The organism is Nocardioides sp. P4_G4, from assembly GCF_056401085.1.
In genome coordinates, this window is sequence record NZ_JBFUKA010000050.1 from 45,777 (window position 1) to 58,617 (window position 12,841).

Annotated in this window: 14 protein-coding genes; 3 read left to right on the top strand and 11 right to left on the bottom strand. The window is 73.3% G+C overall.

Features of this window, described 5'->3' with window-relative positions; genetic code table 11:
* Nucleotides 1-224: 224 nt before the first annotated feature.
* From AC1DQF_RS13040 to AC1DQF_RS13065, 6 genes are all read right to left on the bottom strand, one after another.
* Nucleotides 225-1,163 (bottom strand): DUF5926 family protein, encoded by a 939-nt coding sequence (locus AC1DQF_RS13040; RefSeq protein WP_477525647.1) that lies wholly within the window; start codon nt 1,161-1,163, stop codon nt 225-227.
* Nucleotides 1,164-1,173: 10 nt separating this feature from the next.
* Nucleotides 1,174-1,974, bottom strand: a complete 801-nt coding sequence (locus AC1DQF_RS13045; RefSeq protein WP_477525648.1) for a glycerophosphodiester phosphodiesterase — start codon at nt 1,972-1,974, stop codon at nt 1,174-1,176.
* Nucleotides 1,971-3,329 (bottom strand): MFS transporter, encoded by a 1,359-nt coding sequence (locus tag AC1DQF_RS13050; RefSeq protein ID WP_477525649.1) that lies wholly within the window; start codon nt 3,327-3,329, stop codon nt 1,971-1,973. Before AC1DQF_RS13050 ends, AC1DQF_RS13045 begins: the two co-directional genes overlap by 4 nt.
* Nucleotides 3,330-3,426: 97 nt before the next feature.
* Entirely contained in the window at nt 3,427-4,020 is a 594-nt protein-coding gene (locus tag AC1DQF_RS13055; protein ID WP_477525650.1) for a mycothiol transferase, read from the bottom strand.
* A gap of 143 nt (nt 4,021-4,163) precedes the next feature.
* Nucleotides 4,164-5,360 carry an ATP-binding protein gene (locus AC1DQF_RS13060; RefSeq protein WP_477525651.1) on the bottom strand — a complete coding sequence of 399 codons (1,197 nt, stop codon included), beginning with the start codon at nt 5,358-5,360 and terminating at the stop codon, nt 4,164-4,166.
* Nucleotides 5,361-5,432: 72 nt separating this feature from the next.
* Entirely contained in the window at nt 5,433-5,711 is a 279-nt protein-coding gene (locus AC1DQF_RS13065; protein ID WP_477525652.1) for a hypothetical protein, read from the bottom strand.
* 52 nt (nt 5,712-5,763) lie between these two features.
* On the opposite strand from AC1DQF_RS13065, the gene AC1DQF_RS13070 reads away from it, so the two are divergent.
* Nucleotides 5,764-6,645, top strand: coding sequence for an Fpg/Nei family DNA glycosylase (locus tag AC1DQF_RS13070; RefSeq protein WP_477525653.1), 882 nt, complete (start codon nt 5,764-5,766; stop codon nt 6,643-6,645).
* Nucleotides 6,646-6,655: 10 nt separating this feature from the next.
* On the opposite strand, the gene AC1DQF_RS13075 is transcribed toward AC1DQF_RS13070, so the two are convergent.
* The 3 genes from AC1DQF_RS13075 to aat all read right to left on the bottom strand — a co-directional run bounded on the left by AC1DQF_RS13075 (nt 6,656) and on the right by aat (nt 8,367).
* Nucleotides 6,656-6,997, bottom strand: coding sequence for a YciI family protein (locus AC1DQF_RS13075; RefSeq protein WP_477525654.1), 342 nt, complete (start codon nt 6,995-6,997; stop codon nt 6,656-6,658).
* A 148-nt stretch (nt 6,998-7,145) separates the two neighbouring features.
* Nucleotides 7,146-7,604 (bottom strand): hypothetical protein, encoded by a 459-nt coding sequence (locus AC1DQF_RS13080; RefSeq protein WP_477525655.1) that lies wholly within the window; start codon nt 7,602-7,604, stop codon nt 7,146-7,148.
* A 55-nt stretch (nt 7,605-7,659) separates the two neighbouring features.
* Complete coding sequence (gene aat, locus AC1DQF_RS13085) at nt 7,660-8,367, bottom strand: leucyl/phenylalanyl-tRNA--protein transferase (RefSeq protein ID WP_477525656.1); 708 nt, start codon at nt 8,365-8,367, stop codon at nt 7,660-7,662.
* Nucleotides 8,368-8,459: 92 nt separating this feature from the next.
* On the opposite strand from aat, the gene AC1DQF_RS13090 reads away from it, so the two are divergent.
* Nucleotides 8,460-9,782 (top strand): calcium-binding protein, encoded by a 1,323-nt coding sequence (locus tag AC1DQF_RS13090; RefSeq protein ID WP_477525657.1) that lies wholly within the window; start codon nt 8,460-8,462, stop codon nt 9,780-9,782.
* Between the two features lie 61 nt (nt 9,783-9,843).
* Nucleotides 9,844-10,527: an EcsC family protein gene (locus AC1DQF_RS13095; RefSeq protein ID WP_477525658.1), complete on the top strand. Its 684-nt coding sequence runs from the start codon at nt 9,844-9,846 to the stop codon at nt 10,525-10,527.
* A gap of 22 nt (nt 10,528-10,549) precedes the next feature.
* Here AC1DQF_RS13095 and AC1DQF_RS13100 read toward each other — a convergent pair whose 3' ends face one another.
* Together AC1DQF_RS13100 and AC1DQF_RS13105 are read right to left on the bottom strand one after the other, a co-directional pair.
* On the bottom strand, nt 10,550-11,773 hold the full coding sequence (locus AC1DQF_RS13100; protein WP_477525659.1) for a hypothetical protein: 1,224 nt from the start codon (nt 11,771-11,773) through the stop codon (nt 10,550-10,552).
* A partial coding sequence (locus AC1DQF_RS13105) for a hypothetical protein (protein ID WP_477525660.1) occupies nt 11,770-12,841 on the bottom strand: 1,072 nt, incomplete at its 5' end. The genes AC1DQF_RS13100 and AC1DQF_RS13105, both read right to left, overlap by 4 nt.

Below are 12,841 nucleotides of genomic sequence, written 5' to 3' on the forward strand. Positions count from 1 at the left end.
AGTCGCTTGACGGCCGAATCGAGGTCGGCGAGGGCGATCGGAACACTCGGCGGACGGGAACAGGCCCGTACCGACGCCCCGGAGACGCCTCGTCCGGCCGCACGACGGGGCCGGGAAATTGGAAGCCCGGCCGCTGTTGACGGGGGAAACAACAACGACCGGGCGAGCGAAAACCTACCCTCCGACCACAAGGGCGACAAGCCCTTCCGGCAAATCGGGCTGGCTCAGCGAATGGTGACCTGCCGGTTGGCCAGTCCCGCGCGCGCGGAGCGCTGCTCGGGGGTGAGGTCGGAGGTGTCGGCGAGCGCCTTCTCGAGGTCGGCCGCGAAGCGCGCGGCCGGCTCCTCGAGCACCTCGGCGCCGGTGCCGACGGGCAGGTCCCAGACCGGCGCCAGCAGCCCGTGCGCACGGAACATGCCGACGAAGCGCGAGCCCTCGGCGACGCCGTCCTTGCCGGCGGCGTGCAGGCGGGCGAGCGCGTCGAGCAGCTCGTCCTCCGGGTGCGGCATCACCCAGCGCAGGTGCTCCTTGGTGCCGACGTTGGTCCAGTACGCCGCCTCGACGCCCGCGAGCCTGGTCGTCGGGTTGGCGGCACTGTCGGCCTGCTCGAGTGCGGCCTCCATGGAGGCGTCGCGGTCCTCGACGTCGTCGATCCAGTAGCCGAAGCCGTCGTGGACGGTGATGTCGAGCTCGGTGTCGTTGATCAGGTCCTGCAGGCGCGGCCCCTCGCCGGGCGCCTCGGTGAGGCCGATGATGCCCGGCTCCTCGGTGGCGAGGGCCTTCTCGAGCACCGCGCCGAGGTCACGGGCGGGGTCGCCGTACTGGTGGGCCACCTGGAGGCCGAGCCAGATCGCCCCGGAGTCACGGACCATCGCGGGCGCGGCCATCGGCAGCAGCGTGCACAGCCGGACCTCGCGGTCGGTGCCCTTGACGTCGAGCGGCACGGTCGCGGCGGGGACCAGCTCGCGCAGCGCGATGACGTCGCACTCGCCCGGCATGCCCTCGAAGGGCCGGCTCACGAAGACGGGGGCGGCGCCTCCGGCGGCACCGTGGCACGCCTTGTAGCGCTTGCCCGAGCCGCAGGGGCAGGGCTGGCGCGGGCCGACCTCACCCTCGGCGGGAGCAGTGGTGTCACGGGCCTTGGTGCGGGACTTCTTTGCCATGGGGGCGAGGCTATCCAACGTCTCCGTCGGGCGTTCCGTCGAGGAGCTCGAGCACGTCCGCTGGCCGGTCGGTGATGACGGCCGTGACGCCGAGGTCGAGGCACAGCTGGAGGTCCGCCGCGGTGTTGACGGTCCAGACGTGCACCTGGCGACCCGAGCGGCGCAGCGAGCGGCCCAGCCCGGGGTGCTCGCGCAGCTCGTCGATCCCGGGGCCGATGATCCAGTCGTCGCCGACCACCCGGCGCAGCATCGGCCAGTGGTGCGCCTTCTCGACCAGCATCACGACGTCCACGTCGGGCGCCAGCCGCTTGGTGCGCTGGAGCGCGGTGAAGGAGAAGCTCATCACCCGGACCGGGCTGCCGGCGCGGTCCCAGCCGAAGTCGGAGAGCAGCTCGACGACCCGCTTCTCGACCAGCCCGCCGTACCGGGTCGGGTGCTTGGTCTCGATGGCCAGCTCGATGCGGCGGTCGGCGTCCGCGACGGTCTCGAGGAGCTTGCGCAGCGTGAGCACCTTGCCGTAGTCCGGGTCGAGCTCCGCCGCCTCGTCGTCGAGGTCGGACCACGGGTTCTTCCACCGTGCGAAGTCCAGCTCGTCGAGGTCGGCGAGGTTCATCGTCGACACGAGGCCGCGCGAGGACGCCGTACGCCGCAGGTCCCGGTCGTGGACGCACACCAGGTGGCCGTCGGCGGTCAGGCGGACGTCGCACTCGAGCGCCTCGGCGCCCAGGTCGATGGCCCGGGTGTAGGCACGCAGGGTGTGCTCGGCGGTGTCGTGGCTTGCTCCCCGGTGGGCGACGACCTGCGGCCTCATGCCACGAGCGTAGGGCTCCCGGACGCCGGCGCCTCGTCCACCTGCAGGTCGCGCCCGCGTGTCTCGGGCAGGAACGCCGCGCAGGTGAGCGAGATGACCGCCACCAGGGCGTTGTAGCCGGCGACCCACCACAAGGTGCCGTCCCCGACCGTGACCAGCCAGGYGGCGATGAGCGGGGTCAGGCCGGAGGCGAGGATCCCCGACACCTGGTAGAGCGTGGAGAGCGCGGAGTAGCGGTAGCGGGTGTCGAAGAGCTCGGACCAGAAGGCGGCCAGTGGGCCGTAGATGACGCCGTACAGGACCCCGAGGCCGCCGATGAAGACCACGCTCACCGCGAGCGTCGTCCCCTGCTGGACCAGCCAGGCGGCCGGGAACGCGAAGAGCAGCGCCAGCGTCGCGCCGGCTCGGTAGACGGGCTTGCGTCCGACCCGGTCGCTCAGGTGCCCGGAGAAGAGCACGAGCACCACGCCGACCAGCGCGCCGACGATGATCGCGTTGAGCACGGTCGAGCGCGGCACTCCCACGGTGTTGACGGAGTAGGCGAGCAGGTAGACCGAGAACAGGTTGAACGTGAAGCCCTCGATGTAGCGGGTGCCCATGCCCAGCAGCAGCCGTCGCGGCTGGCGGCGGACCATCTCGGTGACCGGCATCGCGGAGATCTCCTTCTCCTTCGCCACCACCTGGAAGGCCGGGGTCTCCATCACCGAGAGTCGGATCCACGCCCCGATGGCGAGCAGCACGACGCTCACCAGGAAGCACGCCCGCCAGCCCCAGGCGAGGAACTCCTCGTCGGGCAGCTGGCTGGCGATCGCGAACGCACCGCTGGCCAGGAACAGCCCGCCCGGCACGCCGATGTGGGCGAAGCTGCCGAAGAAGCCGCGACGCTCGACGGGCGCGAACTCGACGGCCAGCAGCACCGCGCCGCCGTACTCGCCGCCCACCCCGATCCCCTGGAGGATGCGGAGCAGCACGAGGAGCACGGGCGCCCAGACGCCGATGGACTCGTACGACGGCAGGAGGCCGATCGCGGCCGTGCCGGCGCCCATGATCACCAGCGTCCAGATCAGCATCTTCTTGCGACCGAGCCGGTCGCCGAAGTGGCCGAAGATGAGCCCGCCGACGGGGCGCGCCAGGAAGCCGACGGCGAAGGTGCCGAAGGCCGCGAACTGCGCCGCGGGTCCGTCCAGGCCGGAGAAGAAGAGCTTGTCGAAGACGAGGCCCGCGGCGGTGCCGTAGAGGAAGAAGTCGTACCACTCGATGGTGGCGCCGACAGCCGAGGCGAGGGCGACCTTGCGGGCCGACCTGGCGTCGGGCGGTGCGGCGTGGGACGCCGGTGCGGGGGCGGCGAGGGTCATGAGTGCTCCTGGGCGGGTGGTCAGGACGAATCCGTAGTAAACCGCTAGAGATTAGTCACTGCAAGCCGGCGCCCACCCCCGACCCCCGTCGGCCCCCTCAGGCGGTGGCCGGCTCGCGGCGCCACGGCTGCATGAAGTCGTTGCCCTCGATGCCCTCCACGGCCATCGTCAGCTGGCCCGCCTGGGCACCGTCGAGCTGCTCACGGATCACGTCGGCGTGCCCGGCGTGACGGGCGAACTCCTCGATCATGTGCAGCACCAGGAAGCGCCGGGTGACCCGGCTCGGCTCGGTCCGGCCGAACCACGGGGCCGGGGCCTCGAGCACCTCGGCGGCCGGATCCGACGCCTCCACGGCGGCGAGCAGGGCGTCGGTCGCGGCGTCGTACCGCTCGAGGACCTGCTCGAGGGTCTCGTCGTCGGTGAGGGCGAAGCTGCCGTAGAAGGTCCCGTAGTCGGCCTCGGTGAGCTGCCAGCCCCGCTCCCCGCGGTTCTGTGCCTCGCGGCGCTCCCACCCGACCCACGCCGTGGTGAGGTGCTTGAGGATCCCGCCGATGCTCAGCGCCGAGCGGGTGGGGGTCAGGCGCGCCTCCTCGTCGGTCAGGCCGTGGGCGGCGGTGCGGGCGGCGACGACCTGCTCGCGCAGGAAGGCGGTCAGGGCGGCGGACTCGGAGTGGGTGGTCGGCTCGAGCATGGTGGGGCTCCCTCGTCGGTGGTCGATGGGTCCACCCTCCTCTGCATGGCGGACAGGATCGGTCCGCTGCCCCGTTCCTCTCGGCGGCCGTCAGCGCCGGGACGTACGCCGTCGTGCACCGGCTGCCCGCCTGGGCGCGGTGATCAGCTGGTGTGCTCGCGCAGGTAGCGCCCGAAGTGCGGCACCGTGAAGGCGATCCGACCGCGTTCGCCGGAGTAGATGAGCCCCTTCTTGAGCAGTGAGTCCCGTGCCGGGCTCAGCGACTGCGGCTTCTTGCCCAGCACCGCCGCGACGTCGGCGGTGGGGACCGCGTCGGGGGCGTCCACCTCCGTGCCGGCCACGTCGGCCATGGCCCGCAGGTAGTCCCGCTCCCCCGGGGTCGCTCGCTCGTAGCGGCTGCCGAAGAAGCCGACCGCCAGCTCTGCGTCGGCCTCCGGAGCGGCCACCGCGACGTCGGCGGCGGTGATGGGTGAGCGGGGCGCCCGGTCCCAGACCGCCTTGCCGTAGGCCTGGATGAAGTACGGGTAGCCACCGGTCGCGGCGTACATCGCCTCCAGCGCGGCTGCCTCGTAGAGCGCGTCCTCGTCCTCCGCCGGGACGGTGAGCGCGAGGTCGGCCGCCTCGCGCGTGAGCCGGTCGATGCGCTGGTAGCGGAAGAGCCGCTCGGAGTAGGACTTGCTGGCCGACAGCACGGCCGGCAGGTGCGGCAGCCCGGCGCCCACCACGATGACCGGCAGCCCCGACTGGCTGATCTCGTGGCACGCCGCGCACAGCGCCGAGACGTCGTCGGGACCGAGGTCCTGCATCTCGTCGATGAAGATCGCGATGCCCTTGCCCTTGTCGGCGGCCAGTCCCCCGAGGTCGGTGAAGAGCTCGACGAGGTCGATCTCGATGTCGCCGGAGTCAGCACGACCGCGGACGGCCGGGACGTCGATGCCCGGGCTCCACTGGTCCTTGAGCCTCGCGGCCGGGCCGGCGTCGCGCTGGGCGAAGGCCTTGATGACGCCGAGCACGTGGTCGACGCTGTCGGCGTCGCGGTGGCCGAGCTCGCGGACCGCTTGGTGCAGCGCGCCGCTCAGCGGCCGGCGCAGCCCCTGGTCGGGGCGGGCCTCGAGCTTGCCGGTCCCCCACTGGCGGCGTACGGCGGCGCTGCGCAGGGCGTTGAGGAGCACGGTCTTGCCGACGCCGCGCAGCCCGGTAAGGACGAGGCTGCGCTCCGGGCGGCCCCGGGACACCCGCTCGAGGACGACGTCGAAGGCGGCGAGCTGCTCGTCGCGGCCGGCCAGCTCGGGCGGGCGCTGGCCGGCACCGGGGGCGTAGGGGTTACGGATCGGGTCCACGATGCGACGGTATCGGGCTGTCTAGCCGATTCCTTAGATCTTGCGAGACACGCCGATCGAGTCGTCGTGCGCTCAGCCGGCCTGCTGCCCGCCCCCGGGGAGGGCGCCGCCGCGCTCGGCGCGGTCGCGGGCGACGGCGTACGCCTCGGTGAGCCCGGAGCGGAGCAGCGCGATGAGGTCGGGGACCTCGTCGACGGTGAGGCGGAAGGTCCCGGCGCAGAGGTTGTCGCGCCACAGCGAGAGCACCACCACGTCGGCCTCGGGGTGCCACGAGACGCGCAGCGACCGGTCCTCGCCCCGTGGGTCGAGGAGGACGCCCCCGGTGCGGGGCAGCGGTCGTGGCCGGGCCATGACTCCAGTGTGACCCCGCCCACAAGGCCTGTCACCCGCCTAGACTCGCGCCATGCCCGAGCTGCCCGAGGTGGAAGCGCTGGCCCAGGACCTCCGGGGCCGGCTCGTCGACCGCGCCATCGCCCGCATCGACCTGGCGGCGTTCAGCGCGCTGAAGACCTTCGACCCGCCCTTGCAGTCGCTGCACGGCACCCTCGTCGAGGACGTCACCCGACACGGCAAGTTCCTCGACATCACCGCCAGCGGCACCCACCTCATCGTCCACCTCGCCCGGGCCGGCTGGATCCGCTGGCGCGACGACGTCCCCGCGCTGCCCGCCCGACCCAACAGCAAGAACCCGCTCGCCGCCCGGGTGGTCATCGACGACCCGGACTTCGAGACCACTCCCGGCCTCGACATCACCGAGGCCGGGACCAAGAAGAGCCTGGCGATCTACGTGGTCCGGGACCCGCAGCAGGTCGAGGGCATCGCCCGGCTCGGCCCCGACCCGCTCGACGCGGCGTTCACCGTCGACGTGCTCGCCGGGATCCTCCAGCACGAGGGTCGCAAGCAGATCAAGGGCGTGCTGCGGCACCAGGGCACCATCGCCGGCATCGGCAACGCCTACTCCGACGAGCTCCTGCACGCCGCCCGGATGTCGCCGTACAAGCCGGCCAGCTCGCTCGACGAGGCCGAGGTCCAGACGTTGTACGACGCCATCCGCACCGTCATCGGCGCTGCCGTCGAGCGCTCGCGCGGCCTGGCCGCCAGCGAGCTCAAGGGCGAGAAGAAGAGCCACCTCGCCGTGCACGGTCGCACCGGCCAGGCCTGCCCGGTGTGCGGCGACGTGGTGCGCGAGGTCAGCTTCGCCGACTCCAGCCTGCAGTACTGCCCGACCTGCCAGACCGGCGGCAAGCCGCTCGCCGACCGCCGGATGAGCCGCCTGCTCAAGTAGCGACGGGCCGCTACTTGACGACACGCACCTCCTGGGGCCAGCCGCACCCCTCCGCGATCCTGCCGGCCCACATCCGGGCGGTCTCCACGTCGGGCACCTCCACGATGGTGATCCCACCGAGGTACTCCTTGGTCTCCGCGTAGGGACCGTCGGTGACGACCACCGACCCACTGGTGGCGTCCGCGCTGAACGCGTCGGTGATGTCCTCCTCGAGCCCGCCGGCGAACACGTAGTGTCCGGCGGCCTTGATCTCGTCCACGACGGCGCTCGCGAGCGGGCCCCGGCTGCGGAACCACTCCTCGGAGTGGTCGCCGACCCACTGCTGGTTGAAGTAGATCGCGTACTGGGTCATGTCTGCTCCTCATCTGTGCGCGGGCCGGGTGGCCCACCTCAACCGTTCCACGAACGGCGTGCGGCGGATACGACATCGGCGGGCAGGATCTTTTCTCCGCAGGGCTACACGACGTGCGGGTCCCCGACCACGCGGAGAGGGGCGGGCGTCACTGGGTGCTCGGCGTCTCGGACGGGAGCTCCGGGGGCTGCATGTTGTCCATGACCGAGCCGCAGGTGTCGGTCGTGTACGTGTCGAACTCGTCGACCTGCTTGGTCTCGGCCTCGGACAGGCCGTCATCGATCTTCTCGAAGTCCGCCTGCTTGGCGTCGTCGTCGAGGTCGTCGATGAGGGAGAGGGTCGTCTCGAAGCCGGCGCGCGCGTCGTCCGAGATGTCCTCGGGAGTGCCGGTCTTCTCCATCGTCGCCGCCCAGTCCTTGATCTTGGCGATGATCTCCTTGTCGCTGGCCTCGGTCATGCCCGACATGTCGGAGAACAGGCTCTGGTAGCTCGTGCAGTAGTCGTCCTGGCTGGCGTCGGTGGGGGCGCCATCACTGCCTCCTCCACCGCAGGCGACGGCCGAGCCGCCCACGAGGACGAGCGAGGCGGCGAGCAGGGCAGGCTTCATGGATCTCTCCTGGGACTGGGGTGCGGCGCGGGGCGCCTGTCACCCCCACCCTGCCCTATCCCCGGATCCCCACACCTGCCGCGGAGGGGTCGAACGCGGCCGGCAGCGGCAGGTGCAGGGCGACGGGCAGGTCTCCCAGGTAGGCGGCCCGGGAGCGCTCGACCACACCGAGGCTCTCCAGGTGGGGGGTCTGCCACTGCACGTCGAGCACCCGGTCGGCCGCGTGGGCGTCGGAGAGCAGCTCCACGAGACCCATCAGCGCCACCTTGGAGGCGTCGCGCTCGCGGTGGAACATCGACTCCCCCGCGAACAGCCCGCCGATGGCCAGCCCGTAGAGGCCGCCGGCGAGGCGCCCGTCGCGCCACGCCTCGACGGAGTGCACCCACCCGTGCTCGTGCAGCTCGAGGTACGCCGACCGCACGTCGCGGGTGATCCAGCCGTCGGGCCGGCGCCGGTCACCGCACGCGTCGATGACCTCCTCGAACGCGGTGTCCACCCGGATCTCGAACTCCTTCGCGGAGCGCCGCAGCGACCGCGAGACCTTCAGCCCGTCCAGGGGCAGCACCCCGCGACGTACGGGCGAGAACCAGCCCATCGGGTCCTGCGGCGGGCCGATGGGCATCGGGAACAGCCCGCACGAGTAGGCCCGGAGCAGCGTGCCGGGCTCCAGGTCCGCGCCCACGGCCACCAGGTCGTCCTCCGGGTCCCACAGCTCGGGGTCCGGGAAGACCCACGAGGTGTCGGGAGGGTGGACGGGGGACATGGTGGGCACGGTAGCCAACGTCGCGGCAACTTTGCTCGCCCCCGCGGACTCTCACCGGGCACCAGATCCCGCGCACCACTCTCGGAGGACACATGCGCACCACCACCCTGCTCGTCCCCGCGCTCGGCGCCGCCCTCGCGCTCGGCGCACTCACCGGCGTACCCGCCCGGGCCGCCGCCACCTGCGACGGCCGCGCGGCGACCATCGAGGTCCCGGCCACGGACTACGAGACCGCGCCCGTCGTCGGCACCCCCGGCGACGACGTGATCGTGGGGACCCCGGGCCGCGACACCATCGACGGCGCGGGTGGCAACGACGTGATCTGCGGGCTCGACGGCCCCGACCGGATCGCCGGAGGCACGGGCGACGACCGCCTCTTCGGCGGCCTCGACGGGGAGTACTCGATCGACGACGGCTACACCGCCGACCTGATCGCGCCCGGACCGGGCGACGACCTCGTGGACCTGGGCGCGGACAGGGAGGCCCTCCACATCCACCAGGTCGACTTCGGCTACCTCGACCGGGTCGTGTACGCCGACGCCGCCGGCCCCGTGACCGTGGACCTCACCGCGGGGACCGCCACCGGCGAGGGCACCGACACGATCGTGGTCGAGGGCCCGGCCGGTGTGGTGGGCAGCGCCTTCGGCGACCGCATCACCGGCTCGCCGTACCGCGACCTGATCCAGGCCGGGGACGGCGACGACGTCGTGGACGGCCGTGCCGGGGACGACCACGTCGTCGTGGACGGCGGCGTCGACGCGACCACCTCGTTCCCGGCGCTCGACGGCGGGGACGACGTCGCCGACGGCGGCCCCGGGACGGACGGCCTGATCTCCGGCGGCGGCACGGACCGCCTCTCYGGGGACGGGGGCAACGACTTCCTCACCACCTCCCCGATCTCCGGCGGCTCGCTGCGCGGCGGCCCGGGCAAGGACCGCGTGTATGCCGAGGGTCCCGTCGACGTCTCGGCCGGCGCGGGCAAGGACCAGATCGACTACGAGCTCCAGCCCGGCACCCGCACCGAGATCGACGGCGACGGTGGCCACGACTCCCTGCGGCTCCGGCTCAGCCGGGCCTTCGGCACCGGCGAGAAGGTGCGCGTGGACCGACCGCGGAACCGGATCACGTTCACCGGCTCGACCACCCGGCTGGGGTACTTCGAGGTCGAGCGCCTCGACGTCAGCGGGGGCCACCCGCACTGGACCTTCATCGGCACCGGGGCCGACGAGCGGCTGTCGGTGCTCGGCGGACGCTCCCTGACGGCCCGAGGTCGCGGTGGCGACGACAGCTTCTACGGGACCGGCGGACGGGACCTCATCGATGGCGGGCGCGGGCGCGACCGGGCCAACGGCAGCAGCGGGCGCGACACCTGCGTCTCGGTGGAGCGTGCGATCTCCTGCGAGAGGCGACGCTGACCCTCGCCCCGGGGCGGCCGTCCGCCCGGTGGGAGGTGGTGGCCGCCCGTAGGCTGGAGGCATGAGCATGAAGGGATCCGTCGGCCGACACCTCGCCCCCAAGATCTCCGAGCTCGCGCCCGGGCTGACCACCTCGTTCGTGCGCGAGTCGCTCAATCGGGCCATCGACGGCGTCGGCCCGCTGCCGCCCGCCGCCAAGGCCGCGGACAAGCAGCTCGCCGAGCAGCGCGGCCACGTCGAGCGGGCCGTGCACGAGGTCATCGAGAACCACGTCCGCCTCGCCGGCGCCCAGGGCTTCCTCACCAACGTCGGCGGGCTCGTCACCGCCGCGGTCGCCATCCCGGCCAACATCGCCGGCCTCACGCTGCTCCAGTGCCGGATGATCGCCGGCATCGCGCACCTGCGCGGCCACGACCTCGACGACCCCCGCGTCCGCAACGCCATCCTGATGACCCTGCTGGGCGAGGACGCCGTGGAGACCCTGGTGGCCAAGGGCAAGCTCCCCGCGCCCCCGATGGCGCTGGCGACCGCACCGGCCCACGACGTCAACCTCGACGCCGTCATCGCCGCGGTGGTCGCCTCCGACATCCTCGCCCGCATGGCCGGCAAGCGGCTCGCCACGACCGTCGGGCGCCGCGTGCCCGTCGTGGGCGGCGTGGTCGGGGCGAGCGCCGACGGCTACTACACGTGGCGCGTCGGACGGTACGCCGACCGCGAGCTGCTGGCGCGCACGCGGCGACCCTGACCCGTCGCCGGCGCCGGGGACGTCAGTGCGGGCGCCGACGCGCCCGGCGGTAGACACCCAGCGCCCGTCGCCCGCCCGGGCGGGCCTCGAGCGCCTGGACGGTCCGCTCCGCCGTCGACCGGCGGGCGAGGTGGAGCTCGTGACGGGCCTCCTCGAGCTCGCGGCCGAGATTGGCCTCCGACTCCCGCAGCCGTGAGCCCTCGACCAGCAGCGCCGTGATCGCGTCGAGGGCCGCCGGCAGCAGGTCCTCGGCGGGGGCCGTGTCGGGGTCGGTGAAGCCCTCCGACGGGGCGCCGAGGAGGTCGGCGAGGTCGCCCACGACGTCGTACCCCCGCTGCTCGACCTCCGCGATCCACGAGCGCGAGAGGTCCTGGACCCAGGCGTGGGTGGCGGGCGGCAGGCCGAGGCGCGCGCTCGACGTACGCCGCGACAGGGTCTGGTGGGCGAGCAGCTCGCGCACGAGCGGTCGGTAGTCGGGCGGGTCCACGACCGGCGTGACCCGCTTGTTGACCAGGCGCAGCAGCGCGGTCTCCGGCACGCCGAGGGACGGGTTGGCCCGCTCGGCGGTGAGGTCGAGGTCCAGGCCGTCCAGACCGAAGGTGCGGCTGAAGCGGCGCCACAGCTCGTCCGGCGCCGCACCCGGACGGGGCACGGTCACCAGGTGCACCTGCTCGGGGGGCAGGATCGCGCCCCAGCGATCCAGGATGTCGGGGATCTCCTGGGCGCCCCAGAACCACGAGCCGATCCGGGTGTCGCGGTCGGGGTCGCGGATCATCTCCAGGAAGTGCCCGTAGGAGACGAGGCTGCGGTGCTTGACGTTCTCCTGCCACTCAGCCGGCACCTGCCGCACGAGGTCGCGCGCGGACACGATGAGGTGCACCTCGACGCCCTCGCCGAACGACGTCATCGCGCGGTCGATCTGCATCGGGGAGGCGGTGGAGAGGATCTCGTGGCTGATGATCGAGGTGCCGGGCCAGGCGCGCACCTGCTCGGACAACCGGTCCCACGCGCCGACGGCCTGGGTCTCCAGGCCGCCCCACGTGAGCCGCATCAGGTCCAGCGCGGCCAGGAAGTGCCCGTCGAAGCGGTCCGCCGGGTAGAGGATGCCGTGGCCGCGCAGGCCCTCCCGGTTGCGGAAGAGCACGTCCTGGAGGTACGACGTGCCGGTCTTGGGGGTGCCGACGTGCAGCAGGACGCGCCGCCGGGGCGGCTCGTGGCCGGTCGGCGGGGTCGGGGAGGTCGTCACCGCGTCTCCTTCGTCCAGTCGTCGTCCACGAGCATCCGCACGGCGAGCTCGAGCACCGCCGCGTCGGGGCGCCCCGGTGCCGGCGTCTCGCCCGTGAGGACCGGGGCGACGGCGGCGGGATCGCCGACGACAGGGTAGCCAGCCCGCTGCAGGCCGCGGGTCATCCGCTCGGCGGCGCGCGTCACCCACTCCCGGTGCTCGTCGGGCACGCTCACCGGCGGCATCGTGGTGAGCGGGATCCGCGGCCACAGGGTCCGCGACATCAGCGCCGCCCGCTCGTCGGTGCTGACCAGCACGCCGACGACGGTGGCGATCCGGCGGGCGAGCTCGGCGGCGTCGGCGCCGGGACGCCGCAGCGGGGGCAGGCGACGTACGCCGAGGGCGTGGGGCAGCGCGGTCGGGTCGAGGACCACGACGACGCCTCCCGGGGAGCCGCCGTGGCGCTCGGCGACGGCGGGCAGGTCGATGCGGGGTGGCAGCTGGTCGCGCTGCCGCCAGAACCGCAGCCACTCCGACCAGGCGAAGGAGCCGCGCTCGAAGCACCGCCGGGTCCACACGTCGGCGAGCATCTGGTCCAGGGGCGCGCCCACGACCACCATCCGGCCATGGCCGAGGTGGCGGGGACCCAGCGCCTCGCGCGCGGCGGCGGCCACGACCGGGTCGCCGGCCACCCGGTGGTGGCGCGCCCAGGGTCGCGGCAGGCCCCGCGCGTCCGCAGGCACGCCGAGGCCGACGACGTCCTCGGCGAGCACGCTGGTGGCCACCCGGACCAGCTCGTCGGCGGGCAGGGCACCGGGGTCGACAGGACGCGGGCCGTAGTCCGAGTGCGGGACGCCGACCAGCGCCAGGTCGGGCTTGCCACGACCGGGTGCCGCGGCGGTCAGGACCCGCTGGGCGAGCTCGGGCGCCACGCCGCCGGCCAGGTTGAGGCGGCGGAGCAGCTCGAGCTGCTGGGCCCCGGGCAGCACGCGGCCGGTGGCCGACGCCTCGCCGGTCCACGCCGACCAGGGCGTCGTACCGCCGGCGCGCAGGTGCGCCACCCACCCCCACGCGCGCGCGGCCCCGGGG

Coding starts and splice junctions, on each gene's coding strand:
- AC1DQF_RS13055 (WP_477525650.1), bottom strand. CDS start 4,020: ATGCTCGAGCCGACCACCCACTCCGAGTCCGCCGCCCTGACCGCCTTC.
- AC1DQF_RS13065 (WP_477525652.1), bottom strand. CDS start 5,711: ATGGCCCGGCCACGACCGCTGCCCCGCACCGGGGGCGTCCTCCTCGAC.
- AC1DQF_RS13045 (WP_477525648.1), bottom strand. CDS start 1,974: ATGAGGCCGCAGGTCGTCGCCCACCGGGGAGCAAGCCACGACACCGCC.
- AC1DQF_RS13095 (WP_477525658.1), top strand. CDS start 9,844: ATGAGCATGAAGGGATCCGTCGGCCGACACCTCGCCCCCAAGATCTCC.
- AC1DQF_RS13070 (WP_477525653.1), top strand. CDS start 5,764: ATGCCCGAGCTGCCCGAGGTGGAAGCGCTGGCCCAGGACCTCCGGGGC.
- aat (WP_477525656.1), bottom strand. CDS start 8,367: ATGTCCCCCGTCCACCCTCCCGACACCTCGTGGGTCTTCCCGGACCCC.
- AC1DQF_RS13080 (WP_477525655.1), bottom strand. CDS start 7,604: ATGAAGCCTGCCCTGCTCGCCGCCTCGCTCGTCCTCGTGGGCGGCTCG.
- AC1DQF_RS13040 (WP_477525647.1), bottom strand. CDS start 1,163: ATGGCAAAGAAGTCCCGCACCAAGGCCCGTGACACCACTGCTCCCGCC.
- AC1DQF_RS13075 (WP_477525654.1), bottom strand. CDS start 6,997: ATGACCCAGTACGCGATCTACTTCAACCAGCAGTGGGTCGGCGACCAC.